Origin of the sequence: Microbacterium sp. Root166 (assembly GCF_001427145.1) — a bacterium.
Lineage (GTDB): Bacteria > Actinomycetota > Actinomycetes > Actinomycetales > Microbacteriaceae > Microbacterium.
In genome coordinates this window covers 160,972-187,696 of record NZ_LMGL01000003.1, presented here as the reverse complement: position 1 = coordinate 187,696, position 26,725 = coordinate 160,972, and the positions used below count along the sequence as shown (strand labels likewise).

Annotated in this window: 22 protein-coding genes, 1 tRNA gene and 1 other RNA gene; 9 read left to right on the top strand and 15 right to left on the bottom strand. The window is 69.1% G+C overall.

All coding sequences use genetic code 11. The features are described 5' to 3' along the window. Positions 1-27: 27 nt before the first annotated feature. From ASD56_RS12585 to pta, 7 genes are all read right to left on the bottom strand, one after another. Entirely contained in the window at positions 28-984 is a 957-nt protein-coding gene (locus ASD56_RS12585) for a DMT family transporter (RefSeq protein WP_235565698.1), read from the bottom strand. A gap of 78 nt (positions 985-1,062) precedes the next feature. Continuing rightward, a complete protein-coding gene (gene recR, locus ASD56_RS12580; protein ID WP_055966229.1) occupies positions 1,063-1,656 on the bottom strand; it encodes a recombination mediator RecR in 594 nt (197 codons plus the stop codon). Between the two features lie 3 nt (positions 1,657-1,659). After that, a complete protein-coding gene (locus ASD56_RS12575) occupies positions 1,660-3,828 on the bottom strand; it encodes a DNA polymerase III subunit gamma and tau (protein ID WP_055966227.1) in 2,169 nt (722 codons plus the stop codon). 48 nt (positions 3,829-3,876) lie between these two features. Then, positions 3,877-6,390, bottom strand: coding sequence for a glycoside hydrolase family 65 protein (locus ASD56_RS12570; protein WP_055966225.1), 2,514 nt, complete (start codon positions 6,388-6,390; stop codon positions 3,877-3,879). Next, entirely contained in the window at positions 6,387-7,118 is a 732-nt protein-coding gene (locus ASD56_RS12565; RefSeq protein WP_055966223.1) for an HAD family hydrolase, read from the bottom strand. The genes ASD56_RS12570 and ASD56_RS12565 overlap by 4 nt, the downstream gene beginning before the upstream one ends. 24 nt (positions 7,119-7,142) lie before the next feature. Next, positions 7,143-8,369: an acetate/propionate family kinase gene (locus ASD56_RS12560; RefSeq protein ID WP_055966221.1), complete on the bottom strand. Its 1,227-nt coding sequence runs from the start codon at positions 8,367-8,369 to the stop codon at positions 7,143-7,145. Further along, positions 8,366-10,507 (bottom strand): phosphate acetyltransferase, encoded by a 2,142-nt coding sequence (gene pta, locus ASD56_RS12555; protein WP_055966219.1) that lies wholly within the window; start codon positions 10,505-10,507, stop codon positions 8,366-8,368. The genes ASD56_RS12560 and pta overlap by 4 nt, the downstream gene beginning before the upstream one ends. 43 nt (positions 10,508-10,550) lie before the next feature. Here pta and ASD56_RS12550 point away from each other — a divergent pair, with 43 nt between their 5' ends. After that, positions 10,551-11,228, top strand: a complete 678-nt coding sequence (locus tag ASD56_RS12550) for an NUDIX domain-containing protein (RefSeq protein WP_055966217.1) — start codon at positions 10,551-10,553, stop codon at positions 11,226-11,228. Here ASD56_RS12550 and ffs read toward each other — a convergent pair. Next, an RNA gene (gene ffs / locus ASD56_RS16060) (signal recognition particle sRNA small type) lies at positions 11,223-11,319 on the bottom strand. The genes ASD56_RS12550 and ffs overlap by 6 nt on opposite strands. Before the next feature lie 126 nt (positions 11,320-11,445). Here ffs and ASD56_RS12545 point away from each other — a divergent pair. From ASD56_RS12545 to ASD56_RS12530, 4 genes are all read left to right on the top strand, one after another. After that, positions 11,446-12,450, top strand: a complete 1,005-nt coding sequence (locus ASD56_RS12545) for an AAA family ATPase (protein WP_055966215.1) — start codon at positions 11,446-11,448, stop codon at positions 12,448-12,450. Between the two features lie 4 nt (positions 12,451-12,454). After that, a complete protein-coding gene (locus ASD56_RS12540) occupies positions 12,455-13,702 on the top strand; it encodes a DUF58 domain-containing protein (protein WP_055966214.1) in 1,248 nt (415 codons plus the stop codon). Then, on the top strand, positions 13,689-15,965 hold the full coding sequence (locus tag ASD56_RS12535; protein WP_055966211.1) for a transglutaminase family protein: 2,277 nt from the start codon (positions 13,689-13,691) through the stop codon (positions 15,963-15,965). Before ASD56_RS12540 ends, ASD56_RS12535 begins: the two co-directional genes overlap by 14 nt. A gap of 26 nt (positions 15,966-15,991) precedes the next feature. Continuing rightward, positions 15,992-16,076: transfer RNA gene (locus tag ASD56_RS12530), tRNA-Ser, on the top strand. Between the two features lie 365 nt (positions 16,077-16,441). Here ASD56_RS12530 and ASD56_RS12525 read toward each other — a convergent pair. Together ASD56_RS12525 and ASD56_RS12520 are read right to left on the bottom strand one after the other, a co-directional pair. Beyond that, on the bottom strand, positions 16,442-17,098 hold the full coding sequence (locus ASD56_RS12525; RefSeq protein ID WP_055966209.1) for a cation transporter: 657 nt from the start codon (positions 17,096-17,098) through the stop codon (positions 16,442-16,444). Next, a complete protein-coding gene (locus ASD56_RS12520; protein WP_055966204.1) occupies positions 17,095-17,427 on the bottom strand; it encodes an ArsR/SmtB family transcription factor in 333 nt (110 codons plus the stop codon). The genes ASD56_RS12525 and ASD56_RS12520 overlap by 4 nt, the downstream gene beginning before the upstream one ends. A 492-nt stretch (positions 17,428-17,919) precedes the next feature. On the opposite strand from ASD56_RS12520, the gene ASD56_RS12515 reads away from it, so the two are divergent. Then, positions 17,920-19,107, top strand: a complete 1,188-nt coding sequence (locus ASD56_RS12515; protein ID WP_055966202.1) for an MFS transporter — start codon at positions 17,920-17,922, stop codon at positions 19,105-19,107. Positions 19,108-19,147: 40 nt separating this feature from the next. Further along, positions 19,148-19,381 carry a hypothetical protein gene (locus ASD56_RS12510; RefSeq protein ID WP_055966200.1) on the top strand — a complete coding sequence of 78 codons (234 nt, stop codon included), beginning with the start codon at positions 19,148-19,150 and terminating at the stop codon, positions 19,379-19,381. On the opposite strand, the gene ASD56_RS16510 is transcribed toward ASD56_RS12510, so the two are convergent. From ASD56_RS16510 to ASD56_RS12500, 3 genes are all read right to left on the bottom strand, one after another. Continuing rightward, positions 19,355-19,945, bottom strand: a complete 591-nt coding sequence (locus ASD56_RS16510; protein WP_327043683.1) for a DUF6855 family protein — start codon at positions 19,943-19,945, stop codon at positions 19,355-19,357. The two genes, ASD56_RS12510 and ASD56_RS16510, sit on opposite strands and share 27 nt — an antisense overlap. A 58-nt stretch (positions 19,946-20,003) precedes the next feature. Then, a complete protein-coding gene (locus ASD56_RS16635; RefSeq protein ID WP_442922407.1) occupies positions 20,004-20,675 on the bottom strand; it encodes a site-specific integrase in 672 nt (223 codons plus the stop codon). Positions 20,676-21,253: 578 nt separating this feature from the next. Further along, positions 21,254-21,835: a hypothetical protein gene (locus ASD56_RS12500; protein ID WP_055966197.1), complete on the bottom strand. Its 582-nt coding sequence runs from the start codon at positions 21,833-21,835 to the stop codon at positions 21,254-21,256. Positions 21,836-21,965: 130 nt separating this feature from the next. On the opposite strand from ASD56_RS12500, the gene ASD56_RS12495 reads away from it, so the two are divergent. Next, the gene (locus ASD56_RS12495) at positions 21,966-22,145 is read left to right on the top strand and encodes a helix-turn-helix domain-containing protein (RefSeq protein ID WP_055966195.1); all 180 of its coding nucleotides are present in this window, start codon (positions 21,966-21,968) and stop codon (positions 22,143-22,145) included. An 18-nt stretch (positions 22,146-22,163) separates the two neighbouring features. Beyond that, positions 22,164-22,865, top strand: coding sequence for a hypothetical protein (locus tag ASD56_RS12490; protein WP_055966193.1), 702 nt, complete (start codon positions 22,164-22,166; stop codon positions 22,863-22,865). Between the two features lie 65 nt (positions 22,866-22,930). Here ASD56_RS12490 and ASD56_RS12485 read toward each other — a convergent pair whose 3' ends face one another. Next, complete coding sequence (locus ASD56_RS12485; RefSeq protein WP_200947523.1) at positions 22,931-24,766, bottom strand: alkyl/aryl-sulfatase; 1,836 nt, start codon at positions 24,764-24,766, stop codon at positions 22,931-22,933. 257 nt (positions 24,767-25,023) lie between these two features. Continuing rightward, on the bottom strand, positions 25,024-26,700 hold the full coding sequence (locus tag ASD56_RS12480) for a SulP family inorganic anion transporter (RefSeq protein ID WP_055966190.1): 1,677 nt from the start codon (positions 26,698-26,700) through the stop codon (positions 25,024-25,026). Positions 26,701-26,725: the final 25 nt, after the last annotated feature.

The following is a 26,725-nucleotide window of genomic DNA, read 5'->3' as shown; positions in this document are numbered from 1 at the left end:
CGCGGACGCTTCGGTCCGGCTGACCGATCAGCCGGGGGCGACCGGAGGAAGCTCGGCGTCGGGCTCGCGCACGGCAGCGGGCTCACGCTCGCGCTCGCGCAGCGTGCCCCCGGTCGCGGCGAGCCAGCAGCCGAAGACAACGAGCGGGAACCCGATGATGAGGCCGAGCGTGATCTCCTCGCCGAGGATGATCGCGCCGAGCACGATCGCGACCACCGGATTGACGTAGGTGAAGAGGGGTGCCCGCACCGGGCCCACCCGCGCGATGAGTGCGAAGAACACGATGAAGGCGACCGCTGTGCACAGTACCGCCAGCGCGATCAGCGCGGCGGTGCTCTGGATCGTGGGCACCTCGTGCTGGGTGAGGAAGCCGATCGGCAGATAGAACAGTCCGACGGCCGCCAGCGAGAGGGTGATGGTGCCCAGCGCGGGCACGTCCTGCAGTTTGCGCGCGATGATGAACGGCGCGATCGCGTAGCACAGCGCCACGAGCAGGACCTCGCCGATGGCGATCAGTCCTCCCCCGCCCTCGACCGCAAGACCGGGGCCGATCACCACGATCGCGACGCCGACGAACCCGACGAACAGGCCGATCGCCCGAGACGGCCGGAGCACCGAGCGGTCGCCGCCGCCGAGTGCGATCACGGCAGCGAAGAGCGGCACGGTGGCCACGAGGAGCCCGGTGAGACCCGACGGAAGGGTCTGCTCGGCGTGTCCGAGGAGCAGGAAGGGGCCCGCCATCTCGATGGCGCCGAAGGCCAGCACCCAGCCGATCTTTCCGAGGGCCGGGCGCAGCGCACGCTGGCGGAGTGCGAACGGCACGAGGAGCAGCGCGCCGAGCAGCGTGCGCCCCGCGACGACGGCCGCCGGCGAGTACGAGTCGACCGCCACCTTGATGAACAGATACGGGATGCCCCAGAGCAGCGCCATCGCGGCGAACAGGATCCACGCGCGGGCGTCGAAGCGCTGGACGAGAGCGGTCACGGGATTCTCCACATGGATTCAGCCTGCAGGGCGTGGAGCGCGGGCGCGATGCGCTCGACCGCCAATGTACGGCGGACCTCAGACAGTGCGCCGGCCCTCGAACGCCCGGCCGAGGGTCACCTCGTCGGCGTACTCCAGGTCGCCGCCGACGGGCAGGCCGGACGCGAGGCGGGTGACCTTGATCTCGAGCGTGTGCAGCAGGCGGCTGAGGTACGTCGACGTCGCCTCGCCCTCGAGGTTGGGGTTCGTCGCGAGGATGACCTCCTGCACCGTGCCGTCGGCGAGGCGCTGCATGAGCTGCGTGATGCGCAGATCGTCGGGTCCGATGCCGGCGATCGGGCTGATCGCACCGCCGAGCACGTGATAGAGCCCGCGGAACTCTCGGGTCCGCTCGATCGCGGAGACGTCCTTGGCGTCCTCGACCACGCAGATGAGGGTGGGCGTGCGCCGAGGGTCGCGGCAGATAGAGCAGCGATCCTGCTCGGAAACGTTGCCGCAGACCTCGCAGAAGCGGACCTTGTCGCGCACCTCGGCCAGCAGCTGCGCCAGATGCGAGACGTCGAAACTGGGCGTCTGCAGGATGTGGAAGGTGATGCGCTGCGCCGACTTCGGGCCGATGCCCGGGAGCCGGCCGAATTCGTCGATGAGGTCTTGGACGATGCCGTCGTACATGGCTTAGCTGAACCTCGTCGGGGGCTCGTACGGCTCTTCGCGGACGAAGTTCGCGCCGAGGACCTGGCGCACCACGGCCTCGCCGTAGCGCTGAACGCCGTCGCTCCGCGGGGTCGTCCGCGGCAGCGGCGGAGCCACGACCGGCGGAACGGGGAGATCGGCTGGAGGCTCGGATGCGCTGCCGAGCTCGGCATCCTCGTCGCGTTCGACCGAGGGTTCGACGTCGCCGGCGGGAAGCACCTCACCCTCGCGCGCAGGAGCCAGTGTGGCCGTGCGCGTCCGGGCAGCGTCTTCGGGCTCGTCGTCGACGGCGAACTGCTGAGTCGCCAGCGCCGCGGGGCCCGGGTCGGGCGGCGGAGCGTCCGCGTCGCTTGGTATCGGCGCGACGGCCCATTCCGTCACCGGCGCTGCCGCCGCGGGCGCTGCGGCGCGAGCGCGCGGGGCGGGTGCCGACGGAGCAGGACCGGACGATCCCGCGATCGGCGGGGTTGAAGGCGCCGCAGGCGCCGGAGGCGGTGCGGCCGGCCGGTCGGCGGGGCCGCCCTCGTGCTTCGCGAGGTACTTCACCCGAAAGCCGAGCACCGCCAGGATCGCCTGGCGCAGGTCTTCGCTGGGGCCGCCACCGGCGGCGCGCTGCTTGAACTTTGCGACGTCCGCCTGGCTCGAGAACGCGAGCGTCAGGACGTCGCCGTCGAGACCCGCGACGTCGGCGGTCGAGGCCAGCAGCCACGACGTGCGGCTGATGTCTTCGAGCCGGGCGAGCACCTCGGGCCACGCGTCGCGCATCCGGTCCACGGTGATCGGGCCGGGCTGAGGCGCACGGGCAGGCTCGGCGGCACGCGCGGGCTCGGGTGCCGGGATTAGCGCGGCGGGTGCGGGCGGCGCGCCGGCGGACTCCGCCGTGGCGGCCTCCACGGATGCCTTGACGGCCGCGGCGGCGGGCGACGGCTCGGGCGCGGAAGCGGCGGAACGGGTCGGAGGAGCCTCGGCCACCGGTGCGGCCGGGCGACTCACGACCGAGGGCACCGGAGCGGCGGCCGCCTGCGGCTGCGGCTGAACGGCGGCGGGGTCCCCACCCCGCGTCAGCACCCGGGCGACCATGAGCTCGAGCTGCAGGCGGGGCGATGTGGCCCCGGTCATGTCGTCGAGCGTCGCGATGACGAGGTCGGCCGTGCGCGAGAGGCGCGCGACACCGAACGCGTCGGCCTGCCGCTGCATGCGCACGAGATCTTCGGCCGACACGCCGCGGAGCACGGCAGCGGCCCCCTGGCCGGTCGCACCGACGACGATGAGGTCGCGCAGGCGCTCGAGCAGGTCGTCGACGAACCGGCGCGGGTCCTGCCCGGTCTGCACGACACGGTCGATGGCCGCGAAGGCGGCGGAGGCGTCGCTGACGGCGAAGGCGTCGACCACCTCGTCGAGGAGCTCCGCGTGCGTGTACCCGAGCAGCGACACGGCCCGCTCGTAGCGGACCTTGCCGTCCTCTGACCCCGCGATCAGCTGGTCGAGGAGGGAAAGCGTGTCGCGAGGCGATCCCCCGCCGGCGCGCACGACGAGAGGCAGCACGCCGGCCTCGACCTGCACGCCCTCCTGCTCGCACAGCTGCTGCACGTACTCGAGCATCGCGCCCGGGGGCACGAGGCGGAACGGGTAGTGGTGCGTGCGCGACCGGATCGTGCCGATGACCTTCTCGGGCTCGGTCGTGGCGAAGATGAACTTGACGTGGTCCGGCGGCTCTTCGACGAGCTTCAGGAGCGCGTTGAACCCCTGCGGCGTGACCATGTGCGCCTCATCGAGGATGAAGATCTTGAACCGGTCGCGCGCCGGGGCGAAGACCGCGCGCTCGCGCAGGTCACGGGCGTCGTCGACGCCGTTGTGGCTCGCCGCGTCGATCTCGACGACGTCAAGCGACCCGCCCCCGCCGCGCCCGAGCTCGACGCAGCTGTCGCACGTGCCGCACGGGGTGTCGGTGGGGCCCTGGGCGCAGTTGAGGCAGCGGGCGAGGATGCGCGCCGATGTCGTCTTGCCGCAACCGCGGGGTCCGGAGAACAGGTAGGCGTGGCCGACGCGGTCGCCGCGCAGTGCGGTCATGAGGGGCTCGGTGACCTGCGCCTGGCCGATCATCTCGCCGAACGACTCGGGCCGGTATCGGCGGTAGAGGGCGGTGGTCACCCCCACAGCCTACGGCGTGCCCGCGACATGCCGACGGGGCCGTCGAGGCTACGCATCGACGCCGTGCTCGAGGTCTGCCGCCCCGGTGATGATCGGCATCGATGACGTCACGGTCGGGACCGACGCCGACAGGTAGGTGCCGTCCTCGCGGCGCACGTCGGTGATCTGGCGCAGCGACGGGCGTCCTGGGATGACGGGGCCCTGGCCGTGGAGCGTGATGGTGACTTCTTCGCCGGCTCCGACGACGTAGCCGGTGCCGCGGACGCTGAACCCGACGGGGTCGCCGTCGCTCGCGACCACGGTCATCTGGTCGCGGGTGATGGTGATGGTCAGGCGGGTGCCGTGCCAGTGCAGCACGAACGACAGCTCGGGCCAGTCCGCGGGGAGGCGGGGGTCGAAGGAGAGTTCGCCGAAGTGGTCGCGCATGCCGCCGAATCCCGAGACCAGCGCGGTCCAGACACCGCCCGCGGAGGCGACGTGGACGCCGTCGGCGGCGTTGTGGTGCAGGTCGGCGAGGTCGACGAAGATCGACTGCCGGAAGTACTCCAGCGCCAGGTCCTGATACCCGACCTCGGCGGCGAGGATCGCCTGCACGACCGCGGACAGCGTCGAGTCCCCCGTGGTCAGCGGGTCGTAGTACTCGAAGTCGGCGAGCTTGTCCTCGTCGGAGAAGTGGTTGCCCTGCAGGAACAGCGCCAGCACCACATCGGCCTGCTTGAGGACCTGGTAGCGGTAGATCACCAGCGGGTGGAAGTGGAGCAGCAGCGGACGGCGGTCCGCCGGAGTCTGCCCCAGGTCCCAGATCTCGCGCTCGAGGAAGACGTGGTCCTGCGGGTGGATGCCGAGGGCCTCGCTGAACGGGATGTGCATCGCCTCGGCGGCGCGCTCCCACGCGTCCGGCTCACTGGGGTCAAGGCCGAGGCGGTCGACCATCTTGCGGTAGACCTCTCCGTCGATCTCGGCCATCTCGCGCACGGTGCGGGCGGCGAAGCGCAGGTTGAACCGGGCCATCACGTTGGTGAACAGGTTGTCGTTGACCACCGTGGTGTACTCGTCCGGGCCGGTGACGCCGTGGATGTGGAAGGTCTCCTCCCCGGCGCCGTCCACGGACCGCCAGAACCCGAGCGTCGCCCACAGTCGGGCGGTCTCCACGGCGATGTCCACGCCCTCGCGGTGGAGGAACTCGTTGTCGCCGGTGGCGCGGACGTACTTCGCGAGGGCGAAGGAGACGTCGGCGTTGATGTGGTACTGCGCGGTGCCGGCGGCGTAATACGCCGAGGCCTCTTCGCCGTTGATGGTCCGCCACGGGAACAGCGCCCCGGCCTCGTTCAGCTGATACGCGCGGCCGCGGGCGGCGGGCAGCATCAGGTACCGCATCCGCAGCGCGTTGCGCGCCGCGAGCGGGCTGGTGTACGCCAGGAACGGCAGCACGTAGATCTCGGTGTCCCAGAAGTAATGCCCGCTGTACCCCGACCCCGTCATGCCCTTCGCCGGCACCCCGAGACCGTCCGCACGCGCCGACGCCTGCGCCAGCTGCAGCAGACACCAGCGGGTCGCCTGCTGCAGATCGTCGTGCCCGCCGATACGCACATCCGAACGCTCCCAGAACGCATCCAGCCACGCCCGCTGCGCCGCATGGATGCCGTCCACGCCCTGCGTCCGGGCCCGGTCGAGGGTACGGCGGCAGCGGTCCACGAGCTCGCGAGCGGGCACGCCGCGCGACGTGTGATAGGCCACGATCTTCGTGATCCGCACCGGAGCGCCGGACTTCGCCTGCACGCGGAACACGTTCTTCGAGCGGTCCGGCTCGACCAGGCGACGCTCGTCGTACTCATTCGCCGTGTCGACGTAGTGGTCGGCGGCGACGGCGAGGGTCATGCCGGACTGCGCCACCCGATACGACAGCGCGGAGCGCGCGGCATCCTGCCAGAACTCCTGCGGCTGCAGCACGCGATCCTTGATGCGCTCCGCCTTGCGCGGATCGAACCCTGCCCGGGTGCGGGGCGGTGTGCCGCCGTAGACGTCCTCGCCGTCCTGACGGTTGAGGATCTGGCTGTTGATGGTCACCGACGCATCCGCGTTCAGCACCGTCACCTCGATCGACAGCAGCGCGAGATGCTTCTCGTCGAAGGACACCAGCCGCTCGTCGTCGACCCGCACATGCTTGCCGGCAGGCGTCACCCAGAGGATGCGGCGTCGCAGCACGCCTTCGCGCATGTCGAGGACCCGCTCATACTCGCGGACGTCGGCGACGTCGAGGGAGAGCGGCTCGTCGTCGACGTAGACGCGCATGCCCTTCGCGTCGGGGGCGTTGATGATGGTCTGCCCGACCTCGGCGAACCCGTACGCCTGCTCGGCGTGGCGGATCGGGAAGGTCTCGTGGAAGCCGTTGATGAACGTCCCGTGCTCGTGGGCCTCACGCCCTTCGGCGTGGTTGCCGCGCAGCCCCAGGTAGCCGTTGCCGACCGCGAACAGCGTCTCGGCGACGCCGCCGTCGGCGAGGTCGTTGGACCTCTCGATGAGGCGCCAGGGGTCGACGGGGAACCGGTCGCGATCGATCATGCGGTGAACTCCTCGAGGTCGTTGACGACGACATGGGCTCCGGCGTCCCGGAGTGCTTCGGCACCGGCGCCGCGGTCGACCCCGACGACGAGGCCGAACCCGCCGGCCGCGGCGGACTCCACGCCGCTGAGGGCATCCTCGACGGCGGCGCACCGCGCCGGGTCGACATCCAGCATCCGGGCGGCCTCGACGAACACGTCCGGGGCGGGCTTGGAGGCGAGGTGGTCGCGTTCGGCGATGACACCGTCCATCACCACGTCGAACCGGTCCCGGATGCCCGCCACGTCGAGCACCTCCTCGGCGTTCTTCGAGCTCGACACCACCGCCACCCGCGTACCGGCCGCGGCCAGCGCATCGAGCAGGGCGAGCGAGCCCGGGTACGCGGCGATGCCGTCCCGGCGCAGCACCCGCTCGAACACCACGTTCTTGCGATTGCCGATCCCGCACACCGTGTCGGCCGTCACCGGATCCGACGGGTCGCCCCACGGCACCTCGATGTCGCGCGAGCGCAGCAGCGCGGCGACACCGTCGTACCGCTTCTTCCCGTCGAGGTGATCGAAGTAGTCGCGCTCGGTGTACGGCGGGGTGATCTCCCACGCCGCGAAAAGCTCCTCGAACATCGTCTGCCACGCGTGCATATGCACCTCCGCGGTCGGAGTCAGCACGCCGTCCAGATCGAACAGCACGGCGTCGTAGGCGGTGAGATCGGGCAGAGCGTCCGTAGGCATCTCTTAAGGCTATCGAGGACGGGCTCAGCCGTGGGCCGCAGTCAGCGTCTGCCGGGCGATCTCCAGCTCTTCGTCGGTGGGCACCACGAGGACGGTCACGGCCGACGCATCCGTCGAGATGATCCGGATGCCGCGCCCCGGCGCGAGATTGCGCTCGTGGTCGATCTCGACCCCGGCGAAGCCCAGCGTCTCGAGGGCTTCCGAGCGCACCAGCGGCGCATTCTCGCCGACCCCGGCCGTGAACGAGATCACTTCGACCCCGCCCAGCTGGGCCAGATAGGCGCCGGCATAGGCGCGCAAGCGATGCACGTAGACCTCGTAGCCGAGCAGCGCCTGGACGTCGCCGCCCGCGATCGCCTCGCGGATGTCGCGCAGGTCCGAGGACCCCGTCAGCCCGAGCATGCCGCTGCGCTTGTTGAGGAGATCGTCGAGGTCGTCGATCGACATCCCCTCGCGCCGCGCGAGGTGGAACAGCACCGCCGGGTCGATGTCGCCCGAGCGTGTCCCCATGACGAGACCCTCCAGCGGCGTGAAGCCCATCGAGGTCTCGACGGACCGGCCGCCGTCGATCGCCGTCACGGAGGCCCCGTTGCCCAGATGGAACACGATCTGCCGGAGTTCGGCGAGCGGCCGGCCGAGGAACGCGGCGGCGGCTTCGCTCACGAACTTGTGCGATGTGCCGTGGAATCCGTATCTCCGGATGCGGTGCGATGCCGCCAGTTCCGCGTCTATCGCGTAGGTGTAGGCCTCCGGAGGGAGCGTCTGATGGAACGCCGTGTCGAACACCGCGACGTGCGGCACGTCGGGGAACGCCTTCTTCGCCGCGATGATCCCGGCGAGGTTCGCCGGGTTGTGGAGCGGCGCGAGCACCGACAGCTCGTCGATGGCCGCTTCCACGAGCGGTGTGATCGGGGTCGGCTCGATGAACTGCGCACCGCCGTGCACCACCCGGTGCCCGACGGCGATCGGGGGGCGATCCCGCAGCGACGGCCCGTCCGCGTCGAACGCGTCGAGCATCGCCTGGAATCCCGCCGTGTGATCGGGGATCGGAAGCTCCCGCACGTAGGTCGCGTCGAGCATCGTCGCTGCGGGGCCGTTCGCGGGCTGCGCTCTCACGATGTGGGTGGCGCTGCCGGTGCGCTCCCCGATCCGCTCGATCAGGCCCGAAGCGAGCGTGGACTCGGTGTCCATGTCGATCAGCTGGTACTTGAACGACGAGGATCCTGAGTTGACGACCAGGACGACGCTCATGCGGTGAGCCCCTGAGCCTGGATCGCGGTGATGGCGATGGTGTTGACGATGTCGTCCACCAGCGCCCCGCGGGAGAGGTCGTTGATCGGCTTGTTGAGGCCCTGCAGCACCGGCCCGATCGCCACCGCGCCGGCCGAGCGCTGCACCGCCTTGTAGGTGTTGTTGCCGGTGTTGAGGTCGGGGAACACGAACACCGTCGCGCGGCCCGCCACCGCCGATCCCGGCATCTTCGCCGCCGCGACCGCGGCGTCAGCGGCCGCGTCGTACTGGATCGGACCTTCCACGAGAAGCTCGGGCGCACGCTCGCGGACCAGAGCCGTGGCATCCCTCACCTTCTCGACTTCCGCGCCTGAACCGGATTCCCCCGTCGAGTACGACAGCATGGCGATCCGGGGGTCGATGCCGAACTGGGTCGCCGTCGCGGCCGAGGAGATTGCGATGTCGGCGAGCTGGTCGGAGGTGGGATCCGGGATCACCGCGCAGTCGCCGTAGACGAGGACGCGGTCCGCCAGCGCCATCAGGAACACGCTGGAGACGACCGAGACGCCGGGAGCGGTCTTGATGATCTCGAAGGCCGGGCGGATCGTGTGCGCGGTCGTGTGGGCGGCCCCCGAGACCATCCCGTCCGCCATGCCGAAGTGGACCATGAGCGTGCCGAAGTACGAGACGTCGGTCACCGTGTCGGCGGCCTGGGCGTGCGTCACCCCCTTGTGGGCGCGCAGGCGCGCGTACTCCTCCGCGAACTTGTGGACGTGCACCGCATCGAAGGGAGAGAGGACCTCCGCGGCCTGGATGTCGATGCCGAGCTCGATCGCTCGGGCGCGCACCTCGAAGGGCTCTCCGAGGATCGTGAGGTCGGCGATGCCGCGCTTGAGCACCGTCGCTGCAGCGCGCAGCACGCGGTCGTCGTCGCCTTCAGGCAGCACGATGCGCTTGCGCTGGGTGCGCGCGCGCTCGATCAGCTGGAACTCGAACATGAGCGGCGTGACGACCGTCGCGCGGGCCACGCCGAACGAGGCGAGGAGCTCGTCGGTGTCGACGTTCTGCTCGAACAGTGCCAGCGCCGTGTCGTAGCGGCGCTGCGAGTCGGCCGCCAGCCGGCCGCGGGTGCTCATGATCCGCAGCGCGGTCTCGTACGTGCCGAGCTCGGTCGTCACGATGGGGACGTTCGATCCGAGACCGTCGAGCAGCCGCGTGACCGGCTCCGGGATCTCGAACCCGCCGTTGAGGACGACGCCCGAGATCGACGGGAACGTGCCGGACGCATTGGCCAGCAGGGTCGCCAGCAGCACTTCGGTGCGATCGGCCGGGATGACGACCACGGCGCCCTCGAGCAGCCGCGGCAGCACGTTGACCATCGACATCCCGGCGACCACCACCGCGAGCGCTTCCCGGGTCAGCCGGTCGGGATCGCCCGAGAGCAGTGCGCCGTCGACGGAACGCAGGATGCCGCGCATCGACGGCGCGACGAGGTAGCGGTCCTCCGGGATCGCCCACACCGGAACGACGGCGCCCCCGGGGCGCGCAGCGGCGGCCACGACCCGGCGGATCTCGTCCACGGTCTCGGCGACGAACCCCGGATCCGCGCGATTGGCCACCACCGCGAACAGCTCGGCGCGGCCGTGGGCGAGCTCGGTGAGCGCGAGATCGGCGATCTGCCCCATCTCCGCGGGCGTGCGGGGCAGAGAGGAGCCGAGCTGCTCGGGCTGCGTGGCGCCCTCGGAGGACCGGCCGCCGAGCACGAGCAGCACGGGCGCCCCGAGGTTGGCGGCGATGCGGGCGTTGTAGGCCAGCTCCGCCGGACTGCCCACATCGGTGTAGTCGCTGCCGAGGATCACGACCGCCTCGCACTGGGCCTCGACGGCCTTGTAGCGCTCGACGATGACCGCGAGCGCGGCATCCGGATCATGACGCACGTCGTCATAGGTGACGCCGATGCACTCGTCGTACGGCAGGTCGACGCCGTCGTGGTCGAGCAGCATCTCGAGCACATAGTCCGGCTCGGCGGTCGAGCGGGCGATCGCGCGGAACACCCCCACGCGCGCGGTCGCGTGACTCAGCGCGTCCAGCACGCCCAGCGCGACGGTGGACTTGCCCGAGTGACCCTCTGCCGACGTGATGAAGATGCTCTGCGCCACGGCCCCACACTATTCGCGGATGCGGTCGGTAGGCTCCCCCGCTATGACCGATCCCCTCCCCGGCCGCCCCGGCATCGACGTTCCCGACCAGCGTGGCAGGACGGGCCTCGACCGGACCGGCCGCTCGCTCGACCGCAATCCCGACGTGCGGGTGACGGATGTCGAGCTCGTCGCCGCAGCCTGGCATGTGCTGCGACGGACCACCCTCGAGTACCGCACGCCGTCGGGGAAGTGGGAGACGCAGCAGCGCGAGACGTACGACCGCGGCAACGGCGCCACCGTGCTGCTATACGACCCGGCGCGGCGCACGGTGCTGCTGACGCGGCAGTTCCGGTATCCGGTCTACGTCAACGGACACCCCGACGGGATGCTGATCGAGACCGCCGCCGGACTGCTCGACGACGACGATCCCGCGACGGCGATCCGGCGGGAGGCCGCCGAGGAGACGGGGGTCGAGATCGGTGAGCTGGACCATGTGTGGGACGTGTTCATGAGCCCCGGATCGGTGACCGAGCGCATCCACTTCTTCGCGGCGCCGTACGACGGCTCGGACCGCACCGGCGACACCGGCGGTCTCGCCCAGGAGGGGGAGCACATCGAGCTGCTCGAACTCGGCATCGAGGAGGCGCTCGCCCAGGTGCGGGACGGCCGGATCCAGGATGCGAAGACCATCATGCTGCTGCAGTGGGCCGTGCTGGAGGGGCCGTTCGGGCAAAAATAAGACTCTCCGCGAACCCGGCAGAGCCCGGTTACCCTTGCTACGTTTCCGTCCTGGGGGAATTGGCCTGGATGCCGCCTCGCGGAGAGCTGCCACAAGTCTAACCCGGTTCCCCGGCCCGCTGCGCCCTCCTCGTTGTTACGATCGACGAGTGTGGGCGTCGATGCCCGCACGCCAGTGGCCGGTCCGACCCGTAGGGCCCGCCCCGAGGGGAGTCTCGATGGCCGATACCGCGGTGGCCGATGCGACCGGAGCGATCACGGCCGAGGGGTTCGCACGCACGACCGACGCGATCCTCGCTTCTGTGAGCCGGGTCATCGACGGCAAGCCCGAAGCGGTGCGCAGTTCGCTCGTGTGCCTGCTGGCCGAGGGGCACCTGCTCATCGAGGACGTGCCCGGTGTGGGCAAGACCATGCTCGCGCGGGCACTGGCGGCCTCCGTCGACGCCACGGTCCGCCGCATCCAGTTCACGCCCGACCTGCTGCCGGGAGACGTGACCGGCGTGAGCGTGTTCAATCCGGTCGATCGCGAGTTCGAGTTCAAGCAGGGGGCGATCTTCGCCAACATCGTCATCGCCGACGAGATCAACCGCTCCTCCCCGAAGACGCAGTCGGCGCTGCTCGAGGCGATGGAAGAGCGCCAGGTGACCGTCGACGGCCACACCCACTATGTGCCCGAGCCGTTCCTCGTCGTCGCCACGCAGAACCCGCTCGAGATGGAGGGCACCTACGCGCTTCCCGAGGCGCAGCGCGACCGGTTCATGATGCGCATCTCGATGGGCTATCCGGATCAGCGCTCCGAGGCGCTCATGCTGCGCCAGCGCGACACGCTCAATCCGCTCGATCAGCTGAGCTCGGTCGTCTCTGGCGAGCTGGTCACCGCCCTCATCGCGTGGGCCCGCGCGGTGCACGTCGCTCCGCCGATCGAGGACTACGCCGTCGCGCTCGCCCACGCCACGCGCACGCATCCCGAACTGCGGCTCGGCGCGAGCCCGCGCGCGACCCTGCAGCTGGTGCGGGCAGCCAAGGTGTGGGCGGCCCTCGACGGGCGCAGCTTCGTGATCCCCGACGACATCACCGCCCTGCTCGTGCCCGTCTTCGCCCATCGGCTCATCCCGACGCGGTCTGCCGGCGGTGCGCGTGCGCGCGGCGCGGCGGACGCCATCACGACGATCCTCGAGCGCATCGCCGCGAGCGTGCGCGTCCCCATCGCGCCCCGGCAGTGACGACATGAGACGCCTGTGGCCGCTCACCGTGCGAGGCACGGGTGCGCTCATCCTGGCCGTCATCTGCTTCGTGCTGGCGAACGAGTTCGGCATCGCGGAGCTCGTCTACTTCGGGCTCCTGCTGCTGGCGGTGCTCCTGGCCGCGATCGCCTCGCTGTTCCTGACGCGCCGATCCGACGTCGTGGCGCGCTCGCTGGCGCCCGACGTCGTCACCGTCGGACGCGAGTCCCTCGTCACCGTGCGGGTCGGCGTGCGGACCGCGGTCCCGACGCCGCCCGGCACCTGGCACGACGCTCTGCCGAAGGGCCTGCGCGGTCGATCGGACGGCGTCTTCCCCAGCATGGGCTCGGGGCTTCGCGGCGGTGAGCGCGTCGTCGAGCTGTCGTACGCGGTGGCCGGTGTCCGGCGCGGCGTCCACTCGATCGGGCCCCTCGCGGTCCGTTCGACCGATCCGTTCGGGCTCGCCCGGCGCAGCACCGTCTTCGGCGAGCGCACGCCGGTGACGGTGGCGCCGGCCCTCGTCGACCTGCCGCCCCTCACGGACTTCGCCGGCGCGACCGGCGGCACGCTGCACACCACGACCAATCAGCTGGGGCAGGGCGCCGACAACCTCGTCGCGCGGCCCTACGTTCCCGGCGACTCGATGCGACGCATCCACTGGCGCGCGAGTGCGCACCGGGACGAGCTCATGGTCCGGCAGGAGGAGCAGGAGTCCACGCCCGAGGCCAGCGTCGTCCTCGACCGCGGCGCGCTCCGCTGGGCGACCGAGGCTCTCCAGGCTCCCGGGGCGGACCCGGGATTCGAGGCCGCGGTGTCGGCGTGCGTCTCCGCCGTGGCCCGCCTGGTGCACGACGGCTACGCCGTCGAGGTGATCGACTCCGACGGCACCGTGCTGGCCGAGCGCATCGACGGCGGCGACATGGTCGAGGTCGAGGCGATGCTCCGCGGGTTCGCCACGCTGACGGCACGGCGCGACGACTCCCTCGCCCGCCTGCCGAAGCTCTTCGCCGGGGTCATGACCGGACCGGTCATCCTCATCGTCGGCCGCTTCGACCCCGCCGACGCCGAGGCGATCGGACCGATCGCCCACCACAGCTCCCTGCCGATGGTGTTCGCCGTCTCTCCCCTGGGAGACGCCCTCGAACGCGCCGCCGACTCCGGGTGGTGCGTGGGCGCGATCGATCCCGAGGGCGACCTCGCCGTGCCGTGGTCCAACGCCACCAGCCGAGGTGCGAGCCATGTCAGCGTCTGACGCCGCCGAGTCGCACCCGCGTCGCCGCGGCGGCGAAGCCGTCCTCACGGTCGCGCTCTTCGCCTCCCTCATCGCGGCGCTGCTCGCCGTCGTCCGGGTGGTCAAGCCGGGCGGCTGGCTGCTCGGCGCCGTCGCGATCGCCGCGCTGGTGCTGGCGGCGGGCTTCATCGCACGGCGCTATCGCCTTCCCGCCGTCGCGGTGAGCCTCATCGAGGCCGGCGTGTGGGTGCTGTTCATGACGATCGTCTTCCTGCGCGAGACGGCGCTGCTCTGGATCGTTCCGACGCCCGAGACGCTGAGGCGGCTTCCCGAGCTGTTCGACGACGCGATGCAGTCGATCGTGCTCGGGGCCGCCCCGCTCGAGGAGACCCTCGCACTGGGGCTGCTGATCGTCGGCGCCATGGGACTGCTCGCGATCATCGTCGATCACGTGGTGCTGACGGCACGGATGCCGCTGCTCGCCGCCGTCGGAATCGTCACGGTCGGCCTCATCCCGGCGATCGCCGTGCCAGGGCGCGTGGACGTCATGGGGTTCGTGATCATCGCCGTCTCGATCCTGTTCCTCCTGCGCGCCGAGACGCGATCGCGGGACAAGCCGCTGGAGCGGGATGCCGAGCGGACCGCAGGGGTTCCCGCGACCGCACTGGGCATCGGGGCCATCGCGATCGTCGTCGCCGTCGTGGCGACTCCTCTGCTGCCGCAGCCGGGCGTCCGTCCGGGATCCGGCGTCGGGCCGGGTGCCGGGATCGACGCGACGCTTCAGCTCGGCGACGACCTGCGACGCCCACAGGAGGTGGAGGTGCTGCGGGTGCGCAGCAACGCGCCGGTGACGCCGTATCTGAGGGCGACCACGCTCTCCCGCTTCGAGGGCGGCGTGTGGGAGCCCGACCGGGTGCGCACGGTTCCGCTCGAGAGCGAACTCGCCCTCGGCGAGGTCAGCGTGGCGTCCGACGTGCGCCTGGGCGAGTACATCACCACGGTCGAGATCGTGAATCTGGCATCGACCTGGCTGCCTGTCGCCTATCCGGCGACCGAGGTGACCGGCCTCGACGGGGACTGGGCGGCAGTGCCGTACAACCGCACGATCGTCGCCGAGTCAGCCTCGTCGCAGGGGCAGACGTACGAGGTCGTCACCAGCCCGCCACGTCCGACGCTCGAGCAGATCCGCGCGATCCGCTCCACCGGCCCGGAACAGCGTGACGAGACCACCGAGCTTCCGGCCGACACGCCCGCGATCATCACCGAGCTCGCGGCCGAGGTGACGGCCGGGCTGTCGAACGACTACGACCGGCTCATCGCGCTGCAGCGATGGTTCCGCACCGGCGACTTCCGCTACTCCCTCGATGCTCCGGTCGAGGAGGGCTTCGACGGGAGCGGGACGGAGGCGGTCGCCGAGTTCCTCGAGAAGCGCGAGGGATACTGCATCCACTTCGCATCCGCCTTCGCGCTCATGGCCCGGACGCTGCACATCCCCAGTCGCATCGTCGTCGGCTACCTTCCCGGGGTCGCGAACGGCGAGGTGGTCGACTCCGAGACCGTCTACTCGGTGACCAGCTCGAAGCTGCACGCCTGGCCCGAGGTGTTCTTCGAGGGCATCGGCTGGGTGGCATTCGAGCCCACCACCGGGCTCGGAATGCCGACGGCCTTCTCGCCCGCATCCGGCCTTCCCGGAACGGACGCCGATGCCGACACGCCGATCCCTGGCGCCACTCCGGCGCCGTCCTCGACTGCTCCCGCCGACCGGAACACCGGAACGGAGGAGGGCGCCGACGCGATCGGCGGCGGATCGCTCACCGGCGCGAACCCCTTGCCGATGCTCGGCATCATCACCGCCATCGCACTGCTCCTCGCGGTTCCGGCTGTGCTCCGCGAGGTGCGCCGGCGGCAGCTCATCCAAGCGGGTCACGGGGGCGACGCGGGCTCCGCGTGGACGCTGCTGCAGAACGCCGCGATCGACGTCGGCATCGCTGTGCCGGCGACCGAGACACCGCGCGCGTTCGCGCATCGCCTGGTCGAGCAGCACGGCGTCTCAGCCGACAGCATGATCACGCTCGTCACCGCGATCGAGCGTGCCTCGTATGCCCCGCCGGGTGTGCGCGGCTATCGCATGGGCGCTGTCGCGACGGATGCCGCGCTCGCGGTGAGCGCGGAGCTGCTCGCCGGCTCTCCCCCCGCGCGCCGGATTCTGGCCATCGTGGCGCCGCGGTCTCTCATCGTGCGGCCGGGCAGCGTCTACGCGGGGAGCACGTCCGCGACCAGGTAGGATGGTCTGCGGCCCTCCGGGGCCACGGAGGATTCGCCTAGTGGCCTATGGCGCACGCTTGGAAAGCGTGTTGAGTGAAAGCTCTCAGGGGTTCGAATCCCCTATCCTCCGCCGCTCCGATCCCAGTGTTTTCAAGGGATTTTCCGCCCGTCGAAGTCGCGTGACACACCTACTGGCACAGTTAAGGCCGATTTCGACCCCTTTTGAGGCCTGATTTTCCGCGGATCGCCGTCCGTGTGGAACTGGCCTGTTGCGACATGGCTGGCTCATGTCACGACTGGAGCTAGCGGTTTTCGGACACGATTTGCGTCCGCCGACGGCCGCCGAAGATCCGCCCCTCGAAACCGAACGCCCCGAGGGCAGCGGAGTCGATCCACTCTTCGATGCCGAGAGCGTAGCGATGGCGCGGGACTGCGTCCCGGGCTTCGCGGCGTAGTCCTCAGCGCTTCAATGCGCTCGCGTCGAGTCCGGTGGCGTTAGCCCTGCTCGTCATGGTCGTCTTCGAGGAGCATCCCGACAGAGGTGGCACATGCGTCGCCGCGCCAGGCTTCGATGCCCTCGCGGATTGCGAATCCGGCGATGACGAATCCGGCGATCGCGTCGGCCCACCACCAGCCGAACCAGGTGTTGAGGAGCAGACCGATGAGGACTGCTGCGGACAGATACGTGCAGATCAGGGTCTGCTTGGAGTCGGCGACCGCGGTGGCGGAGCCGAGTTCCCGGCCGGCGCGTCGTTCGGCCAGAGATAGGAAGGGCATGATCATCACGCTGAGCACGGTGATGACGATGCCGAAGGTGCTGTGTTCGGCCTCGACCCGGCCGATGAGAGTCAGCAGTGACGTCGTGATGACATAGGCAGCCAGTGCGAAGAACGCCAGCGCGATGACGCGGAGGGTGGGCTTCTCCCAGCGGTCCGGATCGTGCCGGGTGAACTGCCAGGCGACCGCGGCGGCGGAAAGCACCTCGATGGTGGAGTCCAGCCCGAACGCGACCAGCGCTCCGGAGGATGCGATGGTGCCCGCGGTGATGGCGACAACGGCCTCGATGAGGTTGTAGCCGATGGTTGCTGCGACGATCCAGCGGATGCGGCGCTGCAGCGTGTCCCGGTGGTCCGGGGTGAGCGTCGTCGTCATGCGCAACGGCAGCTCTCGCCGGTGCAGCAGGCCGGATCCACCGACAGGACGACTTCGAGGAGCTCGTTGAGAGCGGGCGCTAGGCGGTCGTCGGCAAGCCGGTAAGAGGAGCGGCGACCTTCGGGGACGGCTTCGACAAGCCCGCAACCACGTAAGCACGCAAGCTGATTCGACATCACCTGACGGGAGACCCCGAGCGCGTCGGCGAGATCCGACGGGTAGGCCGGACCGTTCCGCAACGCCAGCAGAACCCCGGTGCGGGTGGAATCCGACAGCGCGTAGCCGAGCCGGGCCAGCGCCGCGGTGTGGGTCACAGTCGCAGACGTCATGACCGTGATAGTACACGCTGGTGTGAATTAAGGTGGTGATGAATTGTGAGCGCGGCGCCTCCTCCGACGGCGAGAGCGTAGTGGGCGCGTCCGGCTGCGCCCCGGGCTTTCGACGGCATATCCTCGCCCCTCCGCTGGCGCTCCGGGTCTCCGGTATTCCACGACCCGGGACTCCGCCTGCCCCGCCCACTTCGTCAGCTGATTGTCGGAGTGAGGGCGAACGCTGAGGTGAGCTCGCGGTGGACCTGCCGGCGTTGTAGCGCTTCTGGATCCGGCGGCTCTCTCGTTCACGGGGATGTCGAGAACGCTTCCCCCGCAATCATCCGACCGATGACCGAAGGATCCTGAGACCTGCGTTCGTCGTAAGTGCCGACACACAGCCTGCAGTTCCCGACCAGAGCAACGGAGGGTTTGGGGATGAGCCGGCCCTGTTCGAGCCAGCTGGCACCGTCCCCCTACGATCAGGGGGGACACTCTTTGGAGGCTGAGCCCGTGACAAGTGCGTCGGCATCGGTTCGACCGGCCCGATTGGCGCCGCTCTACGCGGCCGGTTTCGTAACCGCGTTCGGGGCATTCAGCGTCGCGGCCGGTTTGGGTGCGACGGGCGAGGAAATCGGGCTGAGCCTGCTCCGCATCGGCGTGCTGTTGGCGCTGTATGACGTCGCCGAGGTGCTGCTCAAGCCGGTGTTCGGATCGCTCTCAGATCGGATCGGCGCCAAGCCAGTCATCGTCGGGGGCCTGCTGGCGTTCGCGGTGCTGTCGCTGCTCGGTCTGGGGGCGGACAACGCATTGCTCCTCGCCGGCGCGCGACTGGGTCAGGGGGCCGCGGCCGCTGCGTTCTCTCCGGCCGCTTCGGCGTCGGTCGCCCGGCTGGCGGGTGCCGGCCGGGCCGGTCGCTACTTCGGTCGCTACGGATCGTGGAAGGGACTGGGCTACACACTCGGACCACTTCTTGCCGCGGCACTCATCGCGGTCGGCGGTCTCCCGTTGCTGTTCGGCGTCCTGTCCGCGTCGGCCGGAGCAGTGGCGGTCTGGGTGGCGGTAGCGCTTCCTGCCATCCCGCCCCTTCCGCGGCCTCGATACACCCTCGTGGACCTGGTGAAGCAGACGACGGATCGCCGCTTCCTGGTGCCGACCATTGCGCTGGCGACGTCCACCGCGGTGCTCGGCGCCTCGGTGGGCTTCCTGCCGGCACTCGCGACCGCGGATGGCGCCGACCTCGTGTCCGCCGTCGCGATCGCGTCCGTCCTCGCGGTCACCTTGACGGTCGTCCAGCCATGGCTTGGTGGGCTGCGCGACCGCGGCCTTCTGTCGGATCGTGCCGGGACTGTGCTGGGACTGTGTGTGACGGCCACTGGAGTGCTGGCGGCCGCGATGCCATGGGGTCCCGGAGGGCTCTATCTTGCGGCAGTCCTGATCGGTGCGGGGATCGGGTTGGTCACGCCGTTCGCTTTCGCAGCACTGGCCGACTCGACACCCCCGGAGCGGATGGGACGCACGATGGGATCTGCGGAGTTGGGCAGGGAGTTGGGTGATAGCGCGGGGCCGCTCGTCGTCGGGGGCGTCGCAACGGTCGCCACGCTGCCGATCGGACTCGCGGTTCTCGCCGCGATCGCGGTGGCGGTCGCTGTCGGCGTCGCCCTCACGCCAGCGAAGGCGGGTCCCGCACCGGCGGGATAGGCAGTGTTCGCACCTGTCGCCGGCGCGTACCGTTAGATGCATGACTGCGTTGCAGGTCGTGTACTGGTCCCTCGGCGAGGGCGAACTGCACCGCGTTGAAACGGATCAGGTGCCGAACGTCGGCGAGTCCGTCAGCCTTCCCGGCGCGAGCGGCACCGCAACGGTCATCCAGCGGGACTTCGCTGCGGTCGCCGACGGGTCCCTAGAACTACGCGTGCAGGTCGAGTTCACCAAGAGGTCCCGCGGTTCACGATGGTGGCAACGCGGACACTGAGAACGTCGCCCCATGGGTGATGCTTGCCGGGAGTCGTCGGAGCCGTCCCCGACCGTCGTTCCGCTCAATCGAAATTTCGGAGCTCGCTCGGTTCGAGACGGCTGCTTCGACGGGCCGCACCACCGTAAGAGGCGCCCGGCTAGCGCGGCTGCGTGGCGCGAACGCGGTTGGCGCGTGAGTTGTGTTCCAGCTCCGCGTATCCGAGAGCTTCCAGCACCGGGGCACGTACATCGCGAAGCGGCCCCGGTAGCCCTTTCGCTGGCCGTACCACCCGCCGACCGGGTTCTCCGGCGATCGCCCCCATTCCTCGACTGTGCCGGGTGCGGGAGTCTTCTGTTCGTCGGCCGCGCCCAACGGCATCCAATCTCCGTGTGCGACGAGCATCTCGCGTAGGTCGTCGACAGCGCGCGCCAGATAGGTCAGGCGGGTGCTGCCTACCTGACAGACGAGCAGTGCGGGGTCAGCCTCAGCGTCGCGATACAGGGTGTACGCCGAAGTGAGGGGCGGTGTCTTCAACTGCCACGGGGCTTCCTTCGTCCCGCTGCCGGACCAATGTGTGCTCATTGCAACCCTCCCAGAGCGCCGCGGCGATCGCGCCACCTTCCCGGCATCATCATGCTCCTCAGGGCGCGCGCCGGATAGCCGCCACCTCGACCTGCACGGGTGCCAGCAGCTCCCCCACGAGGTCAGCAGCGCCTCGCTGCAGAGTGCGGACGGCGTGCGAGTAGGTGTTGAGCGTGGTCTGGATGTCGGCGTGCCCGAGTCGCTCAGAGACGATCTTCGGGTGGACGCCTGCGCGCAAGAGCAGGGTCGCGTGTGTGTGCCGGAGTTCATGGAGGTGTAGCCGGTCGAGATCAGGATGCGCGTCAGCCGCCTTGTTCACCCGCTCTCGCCACTGCCGCGAGAACTGCGTCGGGTTGTGCGGGCGGCCGAACCGGTTGCAGAAGATGAGCTGCTCGCCACGAGCGAGCTCGGGTGCAACGGCCCGCAGGAGGTCTCGCTTCGTTCGTAGCGCGTGACCCAGCCGGGCGTCGATGTCGACGTTGCGCACTCGACCGCTCTTGGTCTGGCGGAAGTCGATGATCGGCTTCTTTCCCGCTTCCTTCACGTACGACATCGCGCGCGCGATCGTGATGACGTTGTTCTCGAGATCGACGTCTTTCCATCGCACGCCGAGGATCTCGCCACGGCGCATCCCGGTGCCGAGCAGCGTCAACCACGCCAGCCAAAGGTAGTCGCCGGTGGACTGGGACCACTCCAGGAACAGCCGGGCGTCTTCGGCGGACCAGGTCATCATCTCCGGCGGCGCCGCGTCGATCTTGGTCGGCGGCGACGCGCGCTTGGCAGGGTTCAGTCTGATCAGGCCATCCTCGAGGGCGTGCTGGAGGATCTGCGAGACGAGCACGTGGATGTGCCGGATGGTGGCCGGCCCGAGCGGCTCGCCGAGGTGCCCACGGTCCTTCCGTCCGTCCCGCTCGAGCTGCCGGTAGTAGCGGTTGAGCTGATCCTTCGAGATGTCGCTCAGCGGCGTTCGCCCAAGCGACGAGCTCTCCACGTGCACGCGGTAGTGCTTGCGGTAACCGGCGAGCGTTGTGGGACGCACCCGCAGCCCGTCGAAGTACTTCGACGAATATGCGTTCAGCGTCTCGCGCGTCTCCTCGACGTGAGTGCCACGGCGGATGTCGACCTGAAGGGCGGCCAGCGCCTCTCGCGCCAGCCGCTCGGTTTCAAAACCACGGCGGAAGCGGCGCACGAACTCGCCGTCCGGGCGCACGACCCAATACGCGATGCGGTAGCGGAGCTCACCCGAGGGCGTTGCGTACTGAGACAGTGTGCCCTCGTGATTCACCCGTCGAGCCATGACGCATCTCCTCAGCTGATCGATGGCCCGGTCGGCCCTGGTGCGCCCACTACCGGTCCGGTGGCATCGACCCTCGGCAGCCTCAGGCCTTCCGCGAGTCCGTCCGCGCGCGCGCGATTCATGAGCCGAGTTGCGGTGCTCTGGCTCACGCTCAGATTGTCGGCGACGGTTTTCAACGGCGGCATGCTCACCGCCGCAGCGAGACGGTACATGGTCGCCGCGTCCGCGACCGTCTCGTCCGTCGTTCGCTCGCTTCTGTCACGCATGCGCATAAGGTACGCCGCGCCGGACTCCGAGTGTTCGGTGTCGGTGGAGACTGTGGAGACCATCAGGCCGGTCGTCTGCACCGCCCACTGAACCCGCACCTCGCGGAGTGTGAGGCTTGTCACTTCATCGCCTTCGGCCTTGCGCCCGACACTGACGAGAGCCGCGGCGCTGCGCCCGAGCCGGCGATCGAATGTGATGTCCACGCGGATCGTGCCCGGAACATCCGGCTCCCCTTCGAGAACGGCCGTCCACGCCGCCGGGACGCTCACGCCGTTGCCGACCTCGACGCGGTCGTCACTGACATCGGCCACCGTGAGCTTCACCATGAAGGCAGTATCTCAGGCCGCGAAATGGTGGACAAGGTATGTCATGACAGATTCATGACACGCCTGGCTCACGTTCGTGTTACTGTGTGGGCGCGTGCTGACATTGGTGGCTCAGAGATTGGACAGGAAGATGAACCGGTCAGATACATCCCTCGCACTCACATTCAAGGATGCCGCGACCCTGGTGGGCGTCGACTACCGGACCATCAAGGCCGGCGTCGACCGTGGGACGATCCCCAGCGTCCAGCTCGGCCCGCGCCGCATGATCCCGCGCGCGGCATTGCTCCGGATCTTCGCCGTCGAAGCCTGATCTACGCAGCAACGCATCATGGTCGACGCCCGGCTCCCCTCCGAGTGGCTGGGAAGCATCCGCATCGACAACCTCAGCGATCGAGCATTCCGCGTCCTCGCAGGCGCGCTCATGTGGTGCAACGGCCAAGGGACCGACGGCATCGTTCCGCTCCGCTACACGAAGTACCTGCATCCCGACGGCGATGACGCCGCCGCGTTCGAGGAGCTCGAGCAGGCGGGACTCTGGCGGCGTGATGACGAGGGCTTCACGCTTGTCGGCTGGTCCGAGAACCTGCGACAGTCGACCGCCGAGGAAGTACAGCGCTACCGTGAAGCCTCCCGACGGCGCCAGAAGGCTTACCGTGATCGCCGTCGCGGCATCGAGGTTGCGGAGACAAGCGAGATCTCCCGCGCATCGTCCGTGTCGGGTGACGTTACGCATAACGCGTCGCGTGATGTCACGGCAGACGTAGGCTCAGGCTCCCTAGGTTCTGCTGCTACCGGTAAAAGCGCCTACGTTCGGCGTGACGTCACGCATAACGCCGACTCCCCCTTCTGCCGCGAGCATCCAACCGGTACCTCTGAGCCCTGCGGAGCCTGCGCGCGAGCCAGAACCGCCTTCACGGCTCGCCAGAACACGATTCCTGGGCTGGGTTGGGACTGCGCAGTCGACGGGCACAAACTCGTCGTCGACGGCACCTGCGCCGTGTGCGACTACCGTCCGGCGCCCGCCGCGTGATGCCATCTCGGCCTCAAGTGATTCAGACGCCTTAAACCCGCACACGGGATACAGTCCCGTAACCGCTACGGCGTGACGATGGCGAAGTTCGGGTCGAACTCGTCGACGACCCCTGCGTAGGCAGCGATGGTCGCCTCGTCACCCGAGACACTCACGGCGCCCTTACTGATCAGCGACTGCGCCGCTGCCGGCTTGAGGAGCAGCCCCACGATGGCCGCCTTGGGACCGCTCACCGTCGCCTGCGCGTCCGTCGAGGCCCCTGGTCTGGCGTTGAGCACTCCGTGACGAATCCACATCGACCACGTCTCCTCGGCTTCAGCGAAGGCGAAGTCGAGTCGGATGTCGGCATCCGCTGCCCGGGGGCCGTCGATGTGCACCGCCACGAAGTCGAAGAGGATGTCGAGGGGCATCGCGAGGATTGTGTCAGGGCTCGCGGACGCGAACTGGGCAGGGAGGATCCCCTCTCGCAACTCTTTGGCGGCGGTGAGGTAGATGCCTCGCCACTGCGGACCTTCGGCCTGGTAGCCGAGCTGCTCGTACGCGTCGGCCTGCAGCTCTCGCGCCTCGACGTCGTCCGCGTCCGCGAAGACCAGGTTGTGCAGGATCTGCGCGGCCCAGCGGTAGTCGACTGCTTCGATCGCGCGGCGGCCCTCTGCCAGTATCGCGTCGCGTCCGACCATGGCTACGAGGCGCTGCGCGGTGTCGACCGGGGTGTGCGGGTTCAGCGACACAGGGTCGCCGTCCCACATGCCCAACTCCTTCGTGAAGACGGCGCGGACGTCGTGGTGGAGTGTGCCGTGGTAGCCACGGTTGAACCAGCGGCGGCCGAGGGCCGGCGGCAGGTCGACGACCTCAGCCGCTTCGAGCGGCGTGTAGCCCTGGTTGGCCAGTCGGAGCGCCTGGTCGTGGATGTACTTGTAGGTGTCCCGTTGTGACTCGAGGAACTCGATGACCTTCGCATTGCCCCACACCGGCCAGGTGTGAGGACCGTAGTGGACCTCGACCTCGTCGCCCCAGCGGACGAGGGTCTCGTCGAGGTACCGGGCGAAGTTGCGGGCATCGCGGGTGCGTGCCCCGCGCAGCGTCTGGATGTTGTGCAGTGAGTGATTGGCGTTCTCAGCGCACGTCAGCGCCTTGAGCTCCGGGATCCAGATGTGCATCTCCTCGGGCGCCTCAGTGTCGGGCGCGTAGAGAAACTCGAACGTGAGTCCGCCCAGGGTGCGTGTCTCACCCGTCCGCGTCACCGGATCCGTCGGCGAGAGGTAGGAGACCGTGATGTTGTGCCCGCCGATGGATGCGATGCCGTTGGTGATCATCGCGCGGGGGCCGCTGTCGAGGAGGTTTCCGAAGGCGTAGGACGCACGCCGGCTCATGGCGTTGCCGGCGATGACGTTCTCACCGATCGCGTACTTGTCGAACGATGCGATCGTCCCAGGGGCGATGATCGGCACCTTGCCTGACGCGACATCTGCAGGATCCACCAGCCCCTTCACGCCGCCGTAGTGGTCGATGTGGGTGTGGGTGTAGATGATCGCGATCACCGGTTTGTCGGCAACGTGCGCACGGTACAGATCCAGCCCTGCTCGGGCTGGTTCGATGCCCGTCGTGCAGTCGATGATGATCAGCCCGTCGTCGCCCTCGACGATCGTCAAGTTACCGATGTCGTGGTTTCGGACCTGATGCAGACGATCCGTCACCTTGTACAAGCCGGGTTGGTAGATCAGCTGAGACTGCCGCCACAAGCTGGGGTTCACCGTGTCCGGCGCTGCACCATCCCCCTCGAGGAATGCGAAGCGCTCGACATCGAAGGCGACCGACCCGTTGTCGGCAACGACCTTGCCATCGGGAAGCGTTGCGACCAGCCCACGGCGTGCGGTCTCGAAATCCTCGACATCATCCATCGCGTAACGCTCCCGAGCCTTTGCGTTCGCATTCGCCGTAGCACTCGTGGCCGGCTTCGCTTCAGTCGTCATCGGGGGCCCTTCCGACGGTGGCCAGCGCACCCGGCGGATGTCGAGACCGGCGACCCTCTTACTTCATCCTGTCCAGAGTCGACGAGGAAAGACAAGGACAGGCGTGCGGATTCAGCGGATCGTCACCTTCAGCATCGAGCCGGAGACCGGCTCAGACCCCGGTCCCACTGGTACGACTGCGGAGCCTACTGCTCCGGTCCCGACTGTTCCGCTCGAACCGACGGGTCCACGAGCGCGCTCAATGCAGCGCGGTTGGTTTCGAAGATCGGTTGCCCGCGGAGCAGGCCGAGCTGATCGAGTCGGGCGTGCACGGGTGGACGCATCCGGCTGAATGCCAGCGCCACGTTGTTGTCGATCAGCCATCGCTGAAGCGTGTCGAACGACTCGGCGCCGGTCACATCGATGTCGGTCACCGCTTCCATATCCAGCACGAGGTGTCGCACGGGCGGGCCTTCGACGGAGGTGATCGCGCTCTCGACGGCATCCGTGAAGACGCTCGCGTTCGCGAAGAAGAGCGGCGCGGCGAGGCGGATGACGACCACTCCCGGCGCGGTGGTGGTGCCAGCGGCGGCTTCCTCGAGAAGTGACTCGCCGGGGTCGCCATCGGACTTCAGTACGTCGATGGCGGGGTTGGCAGCACGCTTGGCGAGGTTGATCAGAGCGAGCACGAATGCGACGAGGATGCCGGGGATCGCCCCGACGAAGAGCGTGACGAGGAAGCACGCCGCGCCGACCCCGAACTCGAACCGGTCCTTCTTCCACAGCTCGATGAAGTCCCGGATGCCGAGCAGCGGGAGGATCGCGACCGCGACCACAGCGCCGATGGCGGGTGAGGGGATGTCGGCGAGCAGGGCAGTCCCGAACAACAGGAGAAGCAGGGTGCCGACGGCCAGCACGAGCGACGGCAACTGGGTGCGCGAACCCGCCTGGTCCATCGCTGCGGTCCGGGATGTCGACGATCCCACCGCGAAGCTGCCCTGCGCGCCGGCGGCGATGTTGACGACGCCGAAGGCGAACAGGTCGCGGTTGGCGCGAAACGGGTAGTGACGGCGCTCCGAGTACGAGCGGGAGACGAGCAAACCTTCCGCCGTGGTCACGAGCGTGAGAGCGATCGCCGAAGGAACCAGTGCGAGCCACATGGTCCAGTCGATGACCGGCCAGGTCAGCGCCGGCGGACCCGCTGGGACCTCGCCCAGCACCGCGACACCGAACTCGTCCAAATGCACCACCACGACGAGGATCGTCGTGACGACGAGCACCACCAGCGCCCACGGCACGACGGGCAACCACCGACGACCGAGCAGCAGCACTGTCACCGAGCCCACCGAGATCAGCAACGACCAGATGTTGGTCGTTCCCAACCCCGTCACGAGTCCGACCGTTTTGTCGACGAACTCGCCACCTGAGTCGATGTTCACCCCGAGCATCTTCGCGATCTGGCTGATCAAGATGTCGAACGCGAGCCCACCGACGAACCCGACGAGGATCGGCTTGGACAGGAAATTGGCGAGGAACCCCAGCTTGAACACCGACAGCAGCAGGAACAGCACTCCGCAGATGATCGCCTGCGCCAGCGCGAGCGTCGCATAGCCGGCGCTGCCGGCGACAGCGAGCCCGCCGATCGACGAAGCGACGAGGGCTGCGGCAGCAGCATCCGGAGAAGCCACCACCTGCCGCGAGGACACCACCAGCGCATAGACGGCGGTCGGCACGATCAACGCGTAGAGACCCGCCGTGGCCGGGAGCCCGGCAATCTGCGCGTAGCCGATGTTCAGCGGAATCGCGATCGCCAGAAGAGTGACACCCGCCATCAACTCCGTCAGCACGTTGCGACGAGTCAACCCCGCGAGTGGTCGAGCCACGTTGCCTCCTTTTCGTCGCAGTACC

Bases quoted from the DNA above. Each gene is read 5' to 3' on its own strand.
- ASD56_RS12570 (WP_055966225.1), bottom strand. From the start codon at position 6,390: ATGATCGATCGCGACCGGTTCCCCGTCGACCCCTGGCGCCTCATCGAG.
- ASD56_RS16635 (WP_442922407.1), bottom strand. From the start codon at position 20,675: ATGACCTGGTCCGCCGAAGACGCCCGGCTGTTCCTGGAGTGGTCCCAG.
- ASD56_RS12540 (WP_055966214.1), top strand. From the start codon at position 12,455: ATGAGACGCCTGTGGCCGCTCACCGTGCGAGGCACGGGTGCGCTCATC.
- recR (WP_055966229.1), bottom strand. From the start codon at position 1,656: ATGTACGACGGCATCGTCCAAGACCTCATCGACGAATTCGGCCGGCTC.
- ASD56_RS12565 (WP_055966223.1), bottom strand. From the start codon at position 7,118: ATGCCTACGGACGCTCTGCCCGATCTCACCGCCTACGACGCCGTGCTG.
- ASD56_RS12545 (WP_055966215.1), top strand. From the start codon at position 11,446: ATGGCCGATACCGCGGTGGCCGATGCGACCGGAGCGATCACGGCCGAG.
- ASD56_RS12535 (WP_055966211.1), top strand. From the start codon at position 13,689: ATGTCAGCGTCTGACGCCGCCGAGTCGCACCCGCGTCGCCGCGGCGGC.
- ASD56_RS12560 (WP_055966221.1), bottom strand. From the start codon at position 8,369: ATGAGCGTCGTCCTGGTCGTCAACTCAGGATCCTCGTCGTTCAAGTAC.
- ASD56_RS12500 (WP_055966197.1), bottom strand. From the start codon at position 21,835: ATGGTGAAGCTCACGGTGGCCGATGTCAGTGACGACCGCGTCGAGGTC.
- ASD56_RS12490 (WP_055966193.1), top strand. From the start codon at position 22,164: ATGGTCGACGCCCGGCTCCCCTCCGAGTGGCTGGGAAGCATCCGCATC.
- ASD56_RS12510 (WP_055966200.1), top strand. From the start codon at position 19,148: ATGACTGCGTTGCAGGTCGTGTACTGGTCCCTCGGCGAGGGCGAACTG.
- ASD56_RS12550 (WP_055966217.1), top strand. From the start codon at position 10,551: ATGACCGATCCCCTCCCCGGCCGCCCCGGCATCGACGTTCCCGACCAG.
- ASD56_RS12525 (WP_055966209.1), bottom strand. From the start codon at position 17,098: ATGACGACGACGCTCACCCCGGACCACCGGGACACGCTGCAGCGCCGC.
- ASD56_RS16510 (WP_327043683.1), bottom strand. From the start codon at position 19,945: ATGAGCACACATTGGTCCGGCAGCGGGACGAAGGAAGCCCCGTGGCAG.
- ASD56_RS12485 (WP_200947523.1), bottom strand. From the start codon at position 24,766: ATGGATGATGTCGAGGATTTCGAGACCGCACGCCGTGGGCTGGTCGCA.
- ASD56_RS12495 (WP_055966195.1), top strand. From the start codon at position 21,966: ATGAACCGGTCAGATACATCCCTCGCACTCACATTCAAGGATGCCGCG.
- ASD56_RS12520 (WP_055966204.1), bottom strand. From the start codon at position 17,427: ATGACGTCTGCGACTGTGACCCACACCGCGGCGCTGGCCCGGCTCGGC.